The organism is Mesorhizobium sp. WSM4837, assembly GCF_055811435.1.
The window spans coordinates 57,265-74,115 of sequence record NZ_JBVVQE010000019.1; the positions used below are offsets into that span (position 1 = coordinate 57,265).

Sequence of the window (16,851 nt, forward strand, 5' to 3'; positions counted from 1 at the left end):
GGGAACTTTTTTCGGACTATGATCACCCTCACCTATCGCATCGAAACCCCAGGCAGCATCGAGGCGCTGGCGGCCAAGATCGCCAGCGACCAGTCGACCGGAACCTTCGTCGCGCTGGCCGGCGAGACCGAGGAGCTCAAGGCCCGGGTGGCGGCGCGCGTATTGGCGATACGGCCTCTGCCGGACGCCGATCGCCCGTCCCTTCCCGAAGCCGGCGACGGGCCCTTCAAGCGGGCGGATGTCGACATCGCATTTCCGCTTGATGCCATCGGCACCGATCTTTCGGCATTGATGACCATCGCCATTGGCGGCGCCTTTTCGATCAAGGGCCTGTCCGGCATTCGCGTCGTCGATATGAAGCTGCCGGAGGAATACCGGGGTGCGCATCCGGGTCCGCAATTCGGTGTCGCCGGCAGTCGCAGGCTGACCGGCGTCAGGGATCGCCCGATCATCGGAACGATCGTCAAGCCGGCGCTTGGGCTGCGCCCGCACGAGACGGCCGAAATGGTCGGTGAGCTGATCGACGCCGGCGTCGATTTCATCAAGGACGACGAGAAGCTGATGAGCCCGGCCTATTCGCCGCTGTCGGAACGGGTGAAGGCGATCATGCCGCTCGTCCTCGACCATGAGCAGAAGACCGGCAAAAAGGTGATGTATGCCTTTGGCATCTCGCACGCCGACCCGGACGAGATGATGCGCAACCATGATCTGGTGGCGAAGGCCGGCGGCAATTGCGCCGTGGTCAACATCAATTCCGTCGGCTTCGGCGGCATGGCTTACCTGAGAATGCGCTCCAGCCTGGTGCTCCATGCCCACCGCAACGGCTGGGATATCCTCACCCGCCACCCCGGTCTGGGCATGGACTTCAAGGTCTGGCAGCAGTTCTGGCGGCTGCTCGGCGTCGACCAGTTCCAGATCAACGGCATCGCCTCGAAATACTGGGAGCCGGACTGGTCCTTCATCAGTTCCTTCGAGGCGGTGACCACGCCGATCTTTTCGCCGGAGGATTGCGCGCTGCCGGTCGCCGGCTCCGGCCAATGGGGTGGACAAGCCCCCGAAACCTACCGGCGAACCGGCCGAACGGTCGATCTTCTCTATCTCTGCGGCGGCGGCATCGTCAGCCATCCTGACGGACCGGGCGCCGGCGTACGCGCCGTGCAGCAAGCCTGGCAAGCGGCCGTCGATGGCATACCGTTGGCGGACTTCGCCCTGAGCCACCCGGAACTGGCGCGGTCGATCGAGAAATTCGGCGACGGCAAAGCGGCCTGACGCCATGCAAAGCCTGCTTCTGAGCTATTATGGCGATGATCTCACCGGCTCGACCGACGTCATGGAGGCGCTCGAGCTCGGCGGCGTGCCGACCGTGCTGTTCATGCGTCAGCCGGACGAGGCCATGCTTTCGCAGTTCGGGCATTGCCGTGCCATCGGCCTGGCCGGCACCAGCCGAAGCGAGACGCCGCAGTGGATGGACATGCACCTCAACCGCGCCTTCGCCTGGCTGAAGACCCTGAACGCCGAGATCTGCCACTACAAGGTCTGCTCGACCTTCGATTCCAGCCCGGCGATCGGCAGCATCGGCCGGGCTATCGAGATCGGCCGCTCGGTTTTTAGCCAGGACAACGTGCCGCTGGTGGTCGGCGCGCCGCAGCTCAAGCGCTACACCGCCTTCGGCCATCTGTTTGCTGCTTACCGCGACAAATATTTCCGTATCGACCGCCACCCGGTGATGAGCCGACACCCGACCACGCCAATGGATGAATCCGACCTGCTGATCCATCTGTCGCGCCAGACGGACCTCACCTCGGGGCTGGTTGACTTGGCGACGCTGCAGTCGGCATCGCGCTCGGAAGCGTTCGATCGCTTGCTCGCCGATGGCACCAACATCGTGCTTTTGGATGTCGCCAGCCTGGAAAGTCAGGCGCTTGCCGGCAAGGAGATATGGCGCGTTCGCCGGCCGGGCGCATTCGTCGTCGGCTCTTCGGGCATCGAATATGCGCTGCTGGCCGAATGGGCCGCCAACCGGACCGTCCGTGCCGAGCCCAGTTTTTCGCCGCCGGGTGCGGCTGACCGGATCGCAGTGGTCTCGGGCAGCTGCTCGCCGACGACGGAACGACAGATCCGGCATGCTTTGACGGACGGTTTCGACGGCGTCGCGGTGGACCCTGTCGAACTGGTTTCCGAGGCCTCCAGCGATGCGATTGCGCGCGCGGCAGCAAGCGGACGTGCCAGCCTCGAAGCCGGTCGCAGCGTCGTCCTCTACACCGCCCTCGGTCCCGCAGCCGACCGGGGCGCCGAAATCGATCGGCAGGAAGGCGCCCGCCACAAGCTTGGCCGCGGCCTCGGCGAACTTCTTCGCGAGCTGACGATCGAACAGAAATTGCAGCGCGTGGTCATTGCCGGCGGCGATACGTCAAGCCATGCGCTCGGCCAGATGGGCGTCGATGCGCTGACGGTCAGGATGCCGCTGCCCGCCTCGCCGGGCTCGCCGCTTTGCGTCGCCCACTCGCGCGTCAAGGCGATCGACGGACTGGAGATTGCGCTCAAGGGCGGGCAAGTCGGTACCGATCGCTATTTCTGCGCCATCCGCGATGGGCTCGGCGGCTGACAGCAGGCGCGCTGGATTTGCCTGATCTCACGACTTCTTGAACACGGCGCGGTTACCAACACACGATAGCTGCCCCACATAAGGCGCCGTACGCGCAGCGGCGGGGCGGCGTAAACGCTCAAGCGGGGCTGGATCACGGCTCCGCGAATGAACCAGCGGGATGCCGCGATGTCATTCAGACCATTGCTTGGTGACGGACGGGTTCGGAGCCAGGAGGAGAAGTCGGAGCCCCTGCAAACCGCGTCATGGGCCAGCTCTTCGATCGTTTTCGACAACCGGCGGTGGGCGTGCCGCGAGGCGGAACTGCGCTGGACAGCCCCTCATCATCTGATCGTGCTGACCGAAGAAGGCGGAACTTCCCATACATCTATCCGGCACGAGGCAAAATCGCTGTACGACGGAATGGACCGTCCCGGAGCCCTCACCTTCGTCCCCGCAGGCGCCGAGCGGCACGGCTTCTATCGCGATGTAGACCTCTCCTACTCAGCCCTGTGGATCGATCCCGATATCAGGCTTCCTGGCTGCGAACGCCTGAGAGAGCTGCCGATCCTGGTGAACAGGAAAGACGTGGTGATCGCCACGCTGCTGAGTTCGCTTCGCGACGAGATGGCACTCGGCCACCAGCCGGACACTGCCTATATCGAGCATCTGGTCGCCCTGGTCAGCCTCCGCGTGGCCGCCCTGAACCGGGAGCAACACCCGTCGGTGCGCCACGGCTGTCTCAGCCGTCGCGCGCTTGGTCGAGTTCGGGCTTACATCGACGCCCATATGAATGCAGACATTTCGCTAAGCGAGTTGGCAGCCGTCGCTGATATGGCCGTCGACAGTTTTGCGCGCCGATTCAAGGCGACGACCGGGCTTGCACCCTATGCCTATGTGATCGAGGAACGCGTGGGGCGAGCCGAGGTACTGCTGCGCGAAACGGGCTTGTCGATCGGCAGCATTGCCTTTCGGCTCGGCTTTTCAAGCCAGAGCCACTTCACCACGACATTCCGGCGTCTCAGGGGCATGACGCCTCGGGCCTATCGGGTGAATTCTTCTCCGGAATCCTGATATTGCTGCCGGTTTCTTGAAAGAAAACCACCGCGCGCCTCCCCACCTCCAAGGTCGATGGGTGACAGAACTGCGACAGGGAGATCATGCATGGCCAAAACAGACACAAGGAGCGGGCCGACTCGTCGAACGGTTCTGGAGGGCGGCGTGGCGACCGGCGTGCTCCTGGCTACCGGTATACCGGTATACGTGGAGCCGGCCGGCGCCGTTGCGGCGGCCGCATCGCCTGCGCCGACGATGCCGATATCCCTGCGGATCAACGCGAAGGATTTTGCCGTCGAACTCGATCCGCGGACGACGCTGCTCGACGCGCTGCGCAATCATCTCGGCCTCACCGGCTCGAAGAAAGGCTGCGACCACGGCCAGTGCGGCGCATGCACGGTGCTGGTCGATGGGCGCCGGATCAATTCCTGCCTGACGCTTGCGGCAATGCATGAAGGCGACGAGATCACCACGGTCGAGGGTCTGGCCGAGGGCGACCGGCTGCATCCGGTGCAGGCCGCCTTCGTCGCCCGCGACGGCTTCCAGTGCGGCTACTGCACGCCGGGCCAGATCTGCTCGGCGGTCGCTATGCTTGGCGAGGCCAAGGCCGGCTGGCCGAGCCATGCGAGCGCCGACGTGGCTGCGGTTTCCGTCGCTCTCACCGATGCCGAGATCCGCGAGCGGATGAGCGGCAACATCTGCCGTTGTGCCGCTTATTCGAACATCGTCGCAGCAATCCGCGACGCGGCAGAGGGGGCGTGAGCAATGCAGTCCTTCACTTATGAACGTGCGGCAAGTGCCGAGCAGGCAGCCGCCGCGGTCGCGGCGCGGCCGGACGCCAAGTTCATCAGCGGCGGCACCAACCTGCTCGACCTGATGAAGCTCGAGATCGAGCGCCCAGCCCATCTCGTCGACATCAGCCGGCTGCCGCTCGATCGGATCGAGGAGACGGCGGCGGGCGGGCTTCGGGTCGGCGCCCAGGTCCGCAACAGCGATCTTGCCGCCGATCCGCGGGTGAGATCGCGCTATCCGATGCTCACGCAAGCGCTGCTGGCGGGAGCATCCGGCCAGATACGCAACAAGGCCTCGACCAGCGGCAATCTCCTGCAGCGCACGCGCTGCCCCTATTTCTACGACCGCAGCATGCCTTGCAACAAGCGCGAGCCGGGTTCGGGCTGCGCGGCGCTGCAGGGCTTCAATCGCATGCACGCCGTGCTCGGCGCCAGCCAGGCCTGCATCGCGGTCCATCCCTCCGACATGGCGGTCGCCATGGCGGGGCTCGACGCCAGGATCGAGACCATATCGCCCGGCGGCGGGACCCGCACGATCCCGATCGGCGATCTCCATCGATTGCCCGAGGCGACGCCGCATGTGGAGACCGTGCTCGACCACGGCGAGATGATCGCCGCGGTCACCCTGCCGCCGCCACCGCCCGGCCGGCAGGTTTACCGCAAGGTGCGCGACCGTGCCTCCTACGCCTTCGCGCTGGTATCGGTGGCGGCAGTCGTCGAGAAAAGCGGCGATCGTATCCAAAGCGCTCGGATCGCCATGGGCGGCGTGGCCGCCAAACCCTGGCGCGCGACGGAGGCAGAGCGCATGCTCGCTGGAGCGGCGGCGTCCGACGGCGCCTTTACCGACGCGGCCGAAGCCACGCTCGCCGGAGCCGTCGGATATGGCGGCAATGATTTCAAGATCCCGCTGGCGAAACGGACGATGCGCCACACGCTCGCTGCTGCCGCCGAGAGTGCATGAGGTGACATGATGACAGAGACGAAGATCTCAAACCGTCCTCGCGAAACACGCAGCGGCATCATCGGGCGTCCATTCGATCGCATCGATGGTCCGCTCAAGGTGAGAGGCGATGCCACCTACGCCTACGAGAATACGCTGGAGGGTACATCCTTTGGCTATATTCTCGGCGCTGCCGTCGCCAAGGGGCGCATTGCCGAGATCGACACGGCCGAAGCCGAACGGGCGCCGGCAGTGCTGCTCGTCATGACGCACCGGAATGCGCCGGCCCAGCCGGATTTCGGCCCGGCGGTCACGCCGACGGTGCCGGAGGTCTTCACGCGCGCCCGGCCCGCGCTCAACAGCGAGCGGGTGCGCTATTACGACGAGCCCGTCGCGCTGGTCGTTGCGGAGACGTTCGAGGCGGCACGTGCTGCCGCCGGCCTCATCAAAGTGCGCTACGACGAGGAGGCGGGCCTCTACAATCTGTCGGGACATGTGGCCGACGCCTACGCACCAAAGCGGACCAATGCCGGCTTCGAGACCGACAGCGTGATCGGCGACTTCGAGAGCGCCTTTGCCGCGGCTCCGGTCAAGGTCGATGCCACTTACCGGACGCCCTTCGAACATCACAATCCGATGGAGCCCCATGCGACGCTCGCCGCCTGGTCAGGCAACGAGCTGACGATCCATACATCGGCGCAGACCTTGGCGAATTTCCGGGCAGGGGTCGCCAGCACGCTTCGCATCCCGCCCGAGCGTGTGCGCATCATCAGCCCGTTCATCGGCGGCGGCTTCGGCTCCAAGCTGATTGCCCATGCCGATACGATCCTGGCCGCGCTTGCTGCAAAGGTCCTGCAGCGTCCCGTCAAGATCGCGCTGACGCGACAACAGATGTTCGCCAATGCCGGTCATCGCGCAGAGATGATCCAACAGGTACGTCTCAGCACGGGCACCGACGGGCGGCTCACCGGGATCGCGCACGACGTCTGGTCGGCAACGTCCGGCTTCGAGGAGTACTGCGAGCAAACGGCAGTTTTTGCCCGCTCGCTCTATGCGGCGCCGAACCGTGTCACCCGCCATCGCCTGGTCCCGCTGGATATCAACCGCGGCGAATGGATGCGCTCGCCCGGCGAAGCCCCCGGCATGCTGGCCTTCGAATGCGCCATGGATGAACTCGCCGAGCAGCTAGGACTGGACCCGATCGAACTCAGAATCCGCAATGAACCGGCCCAGGATCCCGAGCGCCGCGTGCCGTTCTCCACCCGCAACCTCGTCGCCTGCATGGAGGAAGGCGCCCGCCGTTTCGGTTGGCAGCGAAGAAACCCGACGCCGGGCCGCGCCCGAGAGGGCCGCAAGCTCATCGGCTACGGCATGGCGGCGGCGATCCGTCCGAACTACATCGGCGCGGCGACGGCGCGGGTTGCGATCGACGGCGACGGTCGGGTGACGGCGCGGCTCGACATGACCGATATCGGGACCGGCACCTATACGATCCTGACCCAGATCGCCGCGGACAGCCTCGGCGTGCCGATCTCGTCCGTCAAAGTGGAGCTTGGCGACAGCCGCTTCCCGCGTACTGCCGGCTCCGGCGGGTCCTGGGGCGCGGCAAGTGCAGGGTCGGCGCTGCACGACGCCTGCAACGCCCTTAGGGAACGGATATTGCAGGCGGCGCGGTCGAGCGAAGCCTCGCCGTTGCGCGGCGCTGGCGCCACCGAAGCGAGCTTTGCCGACGGCGAGGTCAGGCTCGGCCAGCGTTCGGCAAGCCTGGCCGACCTCGTCCGACGGATCGCTCCCGACGGGTTCGAGGCCGAGGGTTCCGTGGCCGCCGGCGCTGCCACCCCGTCATACAAGGCTTACTCGCAGCATTCCTATGGCGCGCATTTCGCCGAGGTCGCCGTCGATTGCGACACCGGTGAGATCCGCATGCGCCGGATGCTGGCGGTGATGGGCGCCGGCCGTATCCTCAACCCCAAGACCGCGCGCTCGCAAATCATCGGCGGCATGACCTGGGGAATCGGTGCGGCGCTGATGGAACAGACGGTGCTCGACCGGCGCTACGGCCACTTCGTCAATCACGATCTTGCCGAGTATCACGTCCCGATCAACGGCGACGTCCCGGAGATGGAGGTCGTCTTCCTCGAGGAACATGATGACAAGGCCAATCCATTCGGCGCGAAGGGGATCGGCGAACTCGGCGTCTGCGGTGCGGGGGCAGCTGTTGCCAACGCCATCTACAACGCGACCGGCGTGCGGGTGCGTGACTTTCCCATCACCCTGGACAAGCTGCTGCCTGCCTTGCCGGTGATCGCCATTTGACGCGGCAAGTCTTCTTCGGGCATTTCAAGCTCAAGGACAAAGCGGCTGCCAATCCCTGCGTGCAGATACTGGCCGCGCCGGAACATATTGCCGCGTGAAATCTCCCTCCCCGGGTGGAAATTCCGGTAACACGCTGTACTATCTGCGAAATTACCGAAATCGGGAGGCTGCCGGTGCAGACCAAGAAGATCATCAACGACGGCAACCGCACTGTCGACGAGATGCTGGAAGGCATTCTGGCCGCGCATCCCCGCCATCTCAAAAGCATGGAGGGCAGCCCACGCTCGATCATCGCCCGCGATGGACCTCGCCAGGGCAAGGTCGGCCTCGTCATCGGCGGCGGCTCCGGCCACGAGCCGACCTTCCTCGGTTTCGTCGGCAAGGGGCTGGCCGACGCGGCGGCGATCGGCAATGTCTTTGCCTCGCCGCCGCCGGACCCGATCCTTGAATGCGCCAAGGCGGCCAGCGGCGGCGCCGGCGTGCTGTTCATGTATGGCAACTATGCCGGCGACGTGATGAACTTCGACATGGCCGCAGAGATGGCGGCGATGGATGACATCGAAGTGCGCACCGTGTTGACCACCGACGACGTGGCATCGGCGCCGCGCGACCAGAGGCAAAAGCGCCGTGGTGTCGCCGGCAATTTCTTCATCTTCAAGGCCGCTGGTGCCGCCTGCGAGCGGATGCTGTCATTCGACGAATGCGAGCGTATCGCCAGGAAGGCCAATGATCACACCTTCACCATGGGCGTGGCGCTGTCGCCCTGTTCGCTGCCGCAGACCCGCCGGCCGAATTTTGAGATCGGACCGGATGAGATGGAGATCGGCATGGGCATCCATGGCGAGCCGGGCATCGCCCGCGGAAAATTGAAAACCGCCGACGAGATCACCGACGAGATGCTGGACAAGATCGTCGACGAGATGGCGCCGGCACGCGGCGACAAGGTCGCCGTGCTCATCAATTCGCTCGGCTCGACGCCGCTGATGGAGCTCTACATCATGAACCGGCGCGTCAAGCAGCGGCTCGATGACATCGGCGTGTCAGTTCACGCGACCTGGGTCGGCAATTATTGCACCTCACTCGAAATGGCCGGCGCCTCGGTGACGCTGATGCATCTCGACGCCGAATTGCAGACGATGCTCGACCATCCTTGCGACTGCGCCATGTTCCGCGCCGGCTGAAAGGGTGCATCCATGACATCCATCGATGCAGCCGATCTGAAAAGAATGTTCGATGCGATCGCGGTGGCGATCGAAGCCGACAAGGACAGGCTCTGTCAGCTCGACGGGGTCATCGGCGACGCCGATCATGGCATCGCCATGGCGCTCGGCTTTGGGGCGGTGCGCGATGCGCTGGCGCCGCTGGAGCTCACGGCAACCGAGCCGACTGTTCTCCTCAACACTGCGGCGAAGTCGTTCCTCAACGCCGTCGGCGCCTCGTCGGGGCCGCTCTACGCGACGGCCTTCATGCGTGGTGCGGCTGCCGTCAAGGGCAAGGCGACCTTGGCGGGCGCCGATGTCGTCGCCCTGTTCCAGGCGATGGCGCAAGGCATCCAGGATCGCGGCAAGGCGGAGATCGGCGAGAAGACGATGGTCGACGCCTGGCTGCCGGCGGCGCAAGCCGCGGCCGCTGCCCATGCCGCCGGCAAGACCCTGTCCGAAAGCCTGGCAGCCGCCCTCGAAGCAGCCGAACGGGGCGCCGAGGCGACCAAGGATATGATCGCCGCGAAGGGCCGCTCGTCGCGGCTCGGCGAGCGGTCGCTCGGACACGTCGACCCCGGCGCGGCGTCGGCGGTCACCGTTATCGGCGCGATGCGAAAAAGCCTGGCTTAAGCGCATCGCATCAATGCGACGCGCTTAAGCTCCTGTTTTATACATGTCGTTATCTCAAAACCGCTGCGCACCCTCGGTTCACGCCCGAGGGCATGCTTTTGGGCGACATGCATTAGCCCAGCTTCGCCGCGTCGAGCCTGTCGATCGCCTGGACATTGCCGGCCGATGGCCCGTTTTCGTCGAACTCCGATGCGAGCCAGGCATCGACGATCGACTTGGCCAGTTCCGGGCCGATGACGCGGGCGCCCATGGTGATGATCTGGGCATTGTTGGATTTCGCCGCGCGCTCCGCCGAATAGGTGTCATGGGTGAGTGCGGCGCGAATGCCGGGCACCTTGTTGGCCGAGATGGAAACGCCGATGCCGGTGCCGCAAAACAAGATGCCGCGATCGTTTTCGCCGTCGAGGATGGTCTGGGCGAGCTTCTGCGACAGGTCGGCATAGTAGCCGGCCTGACTGACGTCGCTGACGGAGAGGCCGGGCTTGGTGGCCAGGTGAGCGGCAATGACGTCGAGCAGCGGCTTGCCGGCGCTGTCGGCCCCAATGGCTATTTTCATTTTTTCTGTCCTTTCCTGTTCGATTGCTCTGGAGCCTGTTCCATCCCGATGGCATCGGGATGGGGCTCTAACTTTTGTTGGGCATGATCTTTTCCGAAAACCGGATTCCACTTTTCGGGATCATGCTATCTTTTTGTTTGAGCATGATCTTTTCCGAAAAACCGGATTCCACTTTTCGGGATCATGCTCTAGATCGCCGCCGAGGCGCGTTCGAGGATGTCGATATAGCCTTCCGCCTGCCAGGCGGAGCGGCCGATGAACAGCCCGTCGATATGAGGCTGGCCGATCAGCTCGGCGGCATTTTGCGGATTGACGCTGCCGCCATAAAGCACCGCCGGCATGGCCGGCAGAAGATCGCCGGCGATCTTCTTGATCAGCGCCTGCTGCCTGTCGGCGTAGTCGGCACTTGCCGGAATGCCCTTGTCGCCGATCGCCCAGACCGGTTCGTAAGCAAACAGGATCGTCGCCGCCTTGGCCTGGCCTTCGAGGTATTGCAGCGCGCCGTGCACCTGCAAGGCCAGCACCGCATCGGCCTGGCCGCTGTTGCGTTGCGCCAATGTCTCGCCGACGCAAATGAGCGGCACCAACCCGTGCTTCACCGCCGCTGCGGTCTTGAGACCAACCGTATTGTCGGTCTCGCCGAAATGCTCGCGCCGTTCGCTATGGCCGAGCTCGACGAGATCGAGCCCGCAGTCCGTCAGCATCACCGGCGAGATCTCGCCGGTCCAGGCGCCGGCGTGGGCCCAGTGCATGTTCTGGGCACCGACCTTGATCCGCGTCGATGCCAGCGCTTTCTTGACCTCGCGGACCGCCGTGAAGGGCGGGATGACGAAGGGCTGGATACGGTCGTCGAAACCGGGGACGAACCCCGCCAGCGCCCTGGCAAAGTCAGTCGCTTCTGCAAGCGTCTTGTTCATTTTCCAGCTTGTGCCGACCCAGTAAGCCACGCGTCCTCCTTCTAGAGCCTGTTCCATCCCGCGAGGCGGGATGGGGCTCTATCTTCTTTGACCATGATCTTTTCCGAAAACCGGTTCCCACTTTTCGGGATCATGGTCTAGTCCTTCTCGACCAGTGTCAGCGAAACGCCGGCGCCATCCAGCGCCTCGCGCATCTGCGGTCCCAGTTCTCGACCGGTGAAGACGGCGTCGAACGCCTTGAGATCGGTCAGGAAATGCAGGGCGGTGCGGCCGAACTTGCCGTGATCGACCAGCAGATATTTGCGGGCGGCCGCGGCCATCATCAACCGCTTGGTATGGACCACTTCCTGGTCCTGGTGGAAGGCGGAAACGCCGTGGATGGCGGACGACGACAGGAAGGCGACATCGGCGCGCAACGATCTCAGCGTGTCCTCGGCAAGCAGGCCGAAGAAACCGTGGAATTTCTTGCTGTACTGGCCGCCGAGCGCGATCAGGGTGATACCGGCAACGCCGGCCAGATCCTGTATCACGGCCAGATTGTTGGAGATCACGGTCAGCGGGCGCAGATCCGCAAGGTGGCGCGCAATGCCGCCCGCCGTCGAGCCGTCGTCGATGATCACCGTCTGGCCCGGTTCGATGACAGCCACGGCGGCAACCGCCAGGCGCTGCTTCTCCTCTGCGGCCTGATTCTGACGGTAGCGGAAATCACTTTCGAACAGGCCGCTCGGCTGAATCGAGGCGCCGCCGCGTATCTTGCGCAGGAAGCCGCTTTCCTCGAGCTCGTCGAGGTCGCGATGGACGGTCATCTTCGACACGCCGAAGCGCGAGGCAAGGTCATCGACACTGGCCGTGCCGGTGTCCATCAGAAAATCCATGATGCCTTGCCGCCGGCCGTCGCTCTTCATCGTCCAGCCTGTTTCCTTTAATTCGCATCGCCGCGTCCGCCGTGGCAGAACGGCGCGTTAGAACCATTATAACAGATAAAATCGCATGCATGCCAAATCTTTTGTGATGGTGTTATGTTTCCTTGGGATATTCCTTGCTTCTGATCGCTGCCTTGTAACAAGAATTGCTCTCGGCGGCATGGCCAAAGGTTGCGGTTCTCCGGAAATCCGGCCAGAAGCATCAATGGGCTGAACGACGAACGGACAGCTCGCAAACCATAGCTTGAAACCAAATACGGGAGACCATTGGGTGGCTCGCATCACATTGAGACAATTGCTCGACCATGCCGCCGAACACGGCTATGGCGTGCCTGCCTTCAACATGAACAATATGGAACAGGGCCTTGCCATCATGGAGGCGGCCGAGGAGACCAAATCGCCTGTCATCCTGCAGGCGAGCCGCGGCGCCCGCGCCTATGCCAACGACGTCGTGCTGGCCAAGCTGATCGACGCGCTGGTCGAGATCCATCCCGATATCCCGGTCTGCATGCATCTCGACCATGGCAACAACGAAGCCACCTGCGTGACCGCGATCCAGCACGGCTTCACCTCGGTGATGATGGACGGATCGCTGAAGGAGGACGGCAAGTCGCCGGCCGATTACGACTATAATTCCGGCATCACGCGGCGCGTCGTCGACATGGCGCATTGGGGCGGCGTGTCGGTGGAAGGCGAGATCGGCGTTCTCGGATCCCTGGAGATGGGGGGCGGCGAACAGGAAGACGGCCACGGCGTCGAGGGCACCGTCAGCCACGACCAACTGCTGACCGATCCGGAGCAGGCGGTGCAGTTCGTCAAGGACACGCATGTCGATGCGCTGGCCGTCGCAATGGGCACCAGCCACGGCGCCTACAAGTTCTCGCGCAAGCCGGACGGCGCGGTGCTCGCCATGAACGTGATCGAGGAGATCCACCGCCGCCTGCCGAACATGCACCTGGTCATGCACGGCTCATCCTCGGTGCCGGAAGAGCTGCAGGAGATCATCAACAAGTATGGCGGCCAGATGAAGCCGACATGGGGCGTGCCGGTCGAGGAGATCCAGCGCGGCATCAAGCACGGCGTGCGCAAGATCAACATCGACACCGACAACCGCATGGCGCTGACCGGCGCGATCCGCAAGGTGCTGACCGAGAACCCGAGCGAGTTCGACCCGCGCAAATATCTGACGCCGGCAATGGCCGCCATGAGGAGGCTGTGCAAAGAGCGCTTCGAGCAGTTCGGCACCGCCGGCAACGCCCCCAAGATCAAGCCGCTGCCGGTCTCGGAAATGGCCAAGCGCTACAAGTCGGGCAGTCTCGACCCGAAATTCGGCTGACGTATTCTGGTTCGGAACAGGAGCCGCATCGGCTCCTGTTCATCTATCCTGTTCGCGGCAAAATCGCCGCCCTGCCGGTCTCGATAAACGGCGCCCAGTAGTCGACCGACTCGCGGATCATGGCGACGACCTGGTGGTCGACCGGCTCGCGTTCGCGAAACGACAGTTCGAGGCAGATCTCGTTGTCGACGCCGCCGCCGCGCCGAACCGTCTCCAGAAGCTTTTCCGGCGTGATGCGGCCGTCCTTGTTGTAGGCGGCGATGAACGGCCAATGGCCGCCCTTGTTCATCGACGACTGTTTGATGTGGATGATCGGCGATACCGTGGGAAAGGCTTCGGCCCAGGCATAGGGATCGATGTCGGCCGGGTTGCTCGAGGTGACGTCGCCATGGTCGATATCGACCATCATCTTCAACGGAATGGCCATGCTGGCCGCTTTGATCTCGTTGTGCAGGGCCCGGCAGCACTCGATCGTATGGCCGAATTCGCGGCCGACCGACATCGGCTCCCAGAAAAGGTAGGTCAAACCCGCCGCCCTGGCATGCTCGGCGACGTCGCGCCAGCATTCCAGCGCGATCTCGAAAAGCCGCGCGCGACGCTCGGGATCGTCAAAATCCCGGTGCGTGAAGATCGCGAACTGCGTGCCCATGCCGCTGGCGCCGAGCTCGGCCGAAATGTCGGCAAAGGTCTTGAACCAATCGACGTAGTAGCGGCGCACGTCGGCGTCGGGATGGCCGAAATGGTTGAGCCGCCCGTAAGGGCCGGTCATCCCGGACGTCACGCGCACGCCGGTGCGGTCGAGCGCCGTGCGGAACAGGCGGACGAATTTCGAGATCGTCGCCGCCGGCCAGCCGGGATTGACGAATTCATGCGTGAGCTGCACGTCGCGGATGCCGATGTCGTAGGCGATCGCGTCGATCAGATCGTCCGGTTCGGCAAAACGGTTGACCAGCGGATTGGTGTTGAGGGAAAGCGTAAAAGTCATCAGCCCGCCCTCACCAGTCGGCCAACGCACCAGTCCTCGAAGGCGGCTCTTTCCGCGGCGGACAGATGCAGGCCGTGCTTGGTGCGCCGTTCGAGAATATCGGCAGCGGTCAGCGCCCATTCATGCTCGAACAAATAACTGGCTTCGCGTTCGAAAAAATCCTTGCCGAAGCACCGGCCCAGTTCGGTGAGCGACCTGGACGCACCGACCAGAACGCGCGTCCTGGTGCCGTAGAGCCGGCCATACTGCTTGACCAGCGATGCCGGCATCCAGGGATATTCGCGGCCGAGGTCGCCGAGAAACTGCTCGAAGTCGGCGTTGGCGATATCGCCGCCCGGCAGATGTCCTTTCGACGTCCACGGCTTGCCCATTTTCGGAAAGAACGGCGCGATCCGGTCCAGCGCATGCTCGGCCAGCTTGCGGAAGGTGGTGATCTTACCGCCGAAGACGGAGAGCAGCGGCGCCTGCCCGGATGACGCGTCGAGTTCGAAAATATAGTCGCGCGTCACCGCGCTCGGATTGTCGGCGTTGTCGTCATAGAGCGGCCTGACGCCCGAGAACGAGTAGATGACATCGTCGCGGGCAAGTTCGCGCTTGAAGTAGCGGTTGACCACCTTGATCAGGTAGTCGACCTCGCTGGCATCCGCCGCCACGTCTTCCGGCCGCCCCTCGTAGGGAATATCGGTGGTGCCGATCAGGGCCAGATCGTTCTGGTAGGGATTGATGAAGATCACGCGCTTGTCGCTGTTCTGGACCAGATAGGCCTGCCGCCCTTCCCAGAATTTCGGCACGACGATGTGGCTGCCCTTGACCAGCCGGACATTCCGCTTGGAGTTCTGGCCAGCCACGCGGTTGATGATGTCGTTGACCCAGGGACCGGCGGCGTTGATCAGCGCACGCGCCCGAACCATGGTCCTGACGCCGGTTCGGCTGTCGCGCATCTCGACCGACCACAGGCCGTTTTCACGGCGGGCGGCGGTGCAGGCGGTCCGGGTAAAGATCCTGGCTCCCCGTTCCGCAGCGTCGAGCGCATTGATGACGACGAGACGGGCGTCGTCGACCCAGCAATCGGAATATTCGAAACCGCGCTTGAACGCATCCTTGATCGGCGCGCCTTCGGGCGCGGTGCGCAGGTTGAGCGTGCGGGTGCCCGGCAGCCGCTTGCGGCCGCCAAGATGATCGTAGAGGAACAGGCCGAGCCGGACCAGCCAGGCCGGCCGGTCGTCCGGGCTGTGCGGCAGCACGAAGCGCATCGGCCAGATGATATGCGGCGCCGATTCAAGCAGCACTTCGCGTTCGATCAGCGCCTCGCGCACCAGCCGGAATTCGTAGTATTCGAGATAGCGCAGGCCGCCATGGACGAGCTTTCCCGATCGCGAACTGGTGCCTTCGGCAAGATCGTCTTTTTCGCACAGGATGACGGAAAGCCCGCGGCCGACTGCGTCGCGCGCGATGCCGGCGCCATTGACGCCACCGCCGATGACGAACAGATCGACGATTTCAGTGGCGCCACTCATCTCGCCGGATCCTCTATGCCTGGATTGCGTTTCATGGCTGCCGCGACCTTCAGCACGGGTTGACCGGCGGGAGCCCGACGATGAAGCGGCGCACCTCTTCGGCCGCTTGCTCGGCCGCATAGGTCACCGTGCGCACGGACGCGCCGGCGATATGCGGCGTCAAGGTGACATTCGGAAGCTGCAGCAGCGGCCAGTCGGCAGGCACCGGCTCGACCGCAAACGTCTCCAGCATGGCGCTGCCGATATGGCCAGAGACCAGCGCATCGTAGAGCGCGTCGTAGTCGACCAGCGGCCCGCGCGCGGTGTTGACGAAAATCACCCCCGGCTTCATCCGGGCGATGGTGTCCTTGTTGATCAGGCTGCGTGTCTCTTCGGTCACCCGGGGATGAAGCGTCACCACGTCGGAGCGGGACAGGAGATCGTCGAGTGCGACCAGTTCGGCGCCGGCATTGCGGTCTTCGGCGCTCAATTGCACATAGGGATCGGTGACCAGGATGCGGCAGCCGAAGGCGCGCAGCAGGCGGACAACCTTGGTGCCGATATTGCCGTAGCCGATGACGCCGACGGTCATTTCGTTGAGCTCGCGGCCGGTACGGTCGGCCCGGTAGAGATCGCCGCGCCATTCCCCTTTGCGCAAGGCCTCGTGCCCGACCCGGATCAGCCGCGTCTCGGCAAGGATCGCGCCGATGGTGAACTCGGCCACAGCACTTGCATTGCGGCCGGGCACATTGACGACGGTGATGCCGTGGGCCCTGGCGGCAACCATGTCGATGTTGATCGGGCCGCCGCGCGAGACCGCAACCAGCTTCAGCGCAGGCAGACGCTGCATCATGGTCTCGGACAGCGGCGCAAGCTGGGTGACGAAGATCTCGGCGTCGCCAATGAAATCGACCACCTCGTCCGGATCGCCAAAATACTCCTTCACCTTGTCGAGGCCGAGCGCCGCATTGCCGAATTCCATCGGCTCGTCGGGCCAGGCCGCCTCAAGGGTGCGGATGTCGAGATTGTCGCCGCAGGCCTTCTCGATTTTCTCGCGAAAGACCTCGGGAAGCATGAAGCGGTCGCCAATGATTGCAATCTTCTTACGCATGCTCGACT

15 protein-coding genes are annotated in these 16,851 nt (G+C 64.1%); 9 read left to right on the top strand and 6 right to left on the bottom strand.

What is annotated here, in order from left to right:
* The first annotated feature begins 18 nt into the window (after positions 1-18).
* From oiaX to dhaL, 8 genes are all read left to right on the top strand, one after another.
* Positions 19-1,269, top strand: coding sequence for a 3-oxo-isoapionate-4-phosphate decarboxylase OiaX (gene oiaX / locus AC0L3D_RS13670; RefSeq protein ID WP_473644663.1), 1,251 nt, complete (start codon positions 19-21; stop codon positions 1,267-1,269).
* 4 nt (positions 1,270-1,273) lie between these two features.
* Positions 1,274-2,605: a four-carbon acid sugar kinase family protein gene (locus tag AC0L3D_RS13675; protein WP_473626294.1), complete on the top strand. Its 1,332-nt coding sequence runs from the start codon at positions 1,274-1,276 to the stop codon at positions 2,603-2,605.
* Positions 2,606-2,773: 168 nt separating this feature from the next.
* Positions 2,774-3,658: a helix-turn-helix domain-containing protein gene (locus AC0L3D_RS13680; protein ID WP_473626293.1), complete on the top strand. Its 885-nt coding sequence runs from the start codon at positions 2,774-2,776 to the stop codon at positions 3,656-3,658.
* Positions 3,659-3,748: 90 nt separating this feature from the next.
* The gene (locus AC0L3D_RS13685) at positions 3,749-4,402 is read left to right on the top strand and encodes a 2Fe-2S iron-sulfur cluster-binding protein (protein WP_473626292.1); all 654 of its coding nucleotides are present in this window, start codon (positions 3,749-3,751) and stop codon (positions 4,400-4,402) included.
* 3 nt (positions 4,403-4,405) lie between these two features.
* Positions 4,406-5,392 carry an FAD binding domain-containing protein gene (locus tag AC0L3D_RS13690; RefSeq protein ID WP_473626290.1) on the top strand — a complete coding sequence of 329 codons (987 nt, stop codon included), beginning with the start codon at positions 4,406-4,408 and terminating at the stop codon, positions 5,390-5,392.
* A 9-nt stretch (positions 5,393-5,401) separates the two neighbouring features.
* Positions 5,402-7,687: a xanthine dehydrogenase family protein molybdopterin-binding subunit gene (locus tag AC0L3D_RS13695; protein WP_473644696.1), complete on the top strand. Its 2,286-nt coding sequence runs from the start codon at positions 5,402-5,404 to the stop codon at positions 7,685-7,687.
* Positions 7,688-7,860: 173 nt separating this feature from the next.
* Positions 7,861-8,868 carry a dihydroxyacetone kinase subunit DhaK gene (locus AC0L3D_RS13700; protein ID WP_091599882.1) on the top strand — a complete coding sequence of 336 codons (1,008 nt, stop codon included), beginning with the start codon at positions 7,861-7,863 and terminating at the stop codon, positions 8,866-8,868.
* A 12-nt stretch (positions 8,869-8,880) separates the two neighbouring features.
* Complete coding sequence (dhaL, locus tag AC0L3D_RS13705) at positions 8,881-9,519, top strand: dihydroxyacetone kinase subunit DhaL (RefSeq protein ID WP_473626289.1); 639 nt, start codon at positions 8,881-8,883, stop codon at positions 9,517-9,519.
* A 112-nt stretch (positions 9,520-9,631) separates the two neighbouring features.
* Here the strand turns inward: dhaL and derI are convergent, their stop codons facing one another.
* From derI to AC0L3D_RS13720, 3 genes are all read right to left on the bottom strand, one after another.
* Positions 9,632-10,075 carry a D-erythrulose-4-phosphate isomerase gene (gene derI, locus AC0L3D_RS13710; protein ID WP_027152577.1) on the bottom strand — a complete coding sequence of 148 codons (444 nt, stop codon included), beginning with the start codon at positions 10,073-10,075 and terminating at the stop codon, positions 9,632-9,634.
* A gap of 188 nt (positions 10,076-10,263) precedes the next feature.
* Positions 10,264-11,049: a triose-phosphate isomerase gene (locus tag AC0L3D_RS13715; protein ID WP_473626286.1), complete on the bottom strand. Its 786-nt coding sequence runs from the start codon at positions 11,047-11,049 to the stop codon at positions 10,264-10,266.
* An 80-nt stretch (positions 11,050-11,129) separates the two neighbouring features.
* The gene (locus AC0L3D_RS13720; protein WP_473626284.1) at positions 11,130-11,897 is read right to left on the bottom strand and encodes a DeoR/GlpR family DNA-binding transcription regulator; all 768 of its coding nucleotides are present in this window, start codon (positions 11,895-11,897) and stop codon (positions 11,130-11,132) included.
* A 289-nt stretch (positions 11,898-12,186) separates the two neighbouring features.
* On the opposite strand from AC0L3D_RS13720, the gene fba reads away from it, so the two are divergent.
* The gene (fba, locus tag AC0L3D_RS13725) at positions 12,187-13,251 is read left to right on the top strand and encodes a class II fructose-bisphosphate aldolase (RefSeq protein WP_473626282.1); all 1,065 of its coding nucleotides are present in this window, start codon (positions 12,187-12,189) and stop codon (positions 13,249-13,251) included.
* A gap of 43 nt (positions 13,252-13,294) precedes the next feature.
* On the opposite strand, the gene AC0L3D_RS13730 is transcribed toward fba, so the two are convergent.
* From AC0L3D_RS13730 to AC0L3D_RS13740, 3 genes are read right to left on the bottom strand one after another with little or no spacing between them, the layout of a single operon-like run.
* Positions 13,295-14,236 (bottom strand): sugar phosphate isomerase/epimerase family protein, encoded by a 942-nt coding sequence (locus AC0L3D_RS13730; RefSeq protein ID WP_473644665.1) that lies wholly within the window; start codon positions 14,234-14,236, stop codon positions 13,295-13,297.
* A complete protein-coding gene (locus tag AC0L3D_RS13735) occupies positions 14,236-15,753 on the bottom strand; it encodes a glycerol-3-phosphate dehydrogenase (protein WP_473626279.1) in 1,518 nt (505 codons plus the stop codon). The genes AC0L3D_RS13730 and AC0L3D_RS13735 overlap by 1 nt, the downstream gene beginning before the upstream one ends.
* 49 nt (positions 15,754-15,802) lie before the next feature.
* The gene (locus AC0L3D_RS13740) at positions 15,803-16,843 is read right to left on the bottom strand and encodes a 2-hydroxyacid dehydrogenase (protein ID WP_473626278.1); all 1,041 of its coding nucleotides are present in this window, start codon (positions 16,841-16,843) and stop codon (positions 15,803-15,805) included.
* Positions 16,844-16,851: the final 8 nt, after the last annotated feature.

What these genes read in the sequence shown, in the direction of transcription:
- derI (WP_027152577.1), bottom strand. Translation starts at nt 10,075, where the DNA reads ATGAAAATAGCCATTGGGGCCGACAGCGCCGGCAAGCCGCTGCTCGAC.
- AC0L3D_RS13720 (WP_473626284.1), bottom strand. Translation starts at nt 11,897, where the DNA reads ATGAAGAGCGACGGCCGGCGGCAAGGCATCATGGATTTTCTGATGGAC.
- AC0L3D_RS13730 (WP_473644665.1), bottom strand. Translation starts at nt 14,236, where the DNA reads ATGACTTTTACGCTTTCCCTCAACACCAATCCGCTGGTCAACCGTTTT.
- AC0L3D_RS13685 (WP_473626292.1), top strand. Translation starts at nt 3,749, where the DNA reads ATGGCCAAAACAGACACAAGGAGCGGGCCGACTCGTCGAACGGTTCTG.
- AC0L3D_RS13740 (WP_473626278.1), bottom strand. Translation starts at nt 16,843, where the DNA reads ATGCGTAAGAAGATTGCAATCATTGGCGACCGCTTCATGCTTCCCGAG.
- AC0L3D_RS13735 (WP_473626279.1), bottom strand. Translation starts at nt 15,753, where the DNA reads ATGAGTGGCGCCACTGAAATCGTCGATCTGTTCGTCATCGGCGGTGGC.
- AC0L3D_RS13680 (WP_473626293.1), top strand. Translation starts at nt 2,774, where the DNA reads ATGTCATTCAGACCATTGCTTGGTGACGGACGGGTTCGGAGCCAGGAG.
- dhaL (WP_473626289.1), top strand. Translation starts at nt 8,881, where the DNA reads ATGACATCCATCGATGCAGCCGATCTGAAAAGAATGTTCGATGCGATC.
- AC0L3D_RS13690 (WP_473626290.1), top strand. Translation starts at nt 4,406, where the DNA reads ATGCAGTCCTTCACTTATGAACGTGCGGCAAGTGCCGAGCAGGCAGCC.
- AC0L3D_RS13695 (WP_473644696.1), top strand. Translation starts at nt 5,402, where the DNA reads ATGACAGAGACGAAGATCTCAAACCGTCCTCGCGAAACACGCAGCGGC.
- AC0L3D_RS13715 (WP_473626286.1), bottom strand. Translation starts at nt 11,049, where the DNA reads ATGGAACAGGCTCTAGAAGGAGGACGCGTGGCTTACTGGGTCGGCACA.
- AC0L3D_RS13675 (WP_473626294.1), top strand. Translation starts at nt 1,274, where the DNA reads ATGCAAAGCCTGCTTCTGAGCTATTATGGCGATGATCTCACCGGCTCG.
- oiaX (WP_473644663.1), top strand. Translation starts at nt 19, where the DNA reads ATGATCACCCTCACCTATCGCATCGAAACCCCAGGCAGCATCGAGGCG.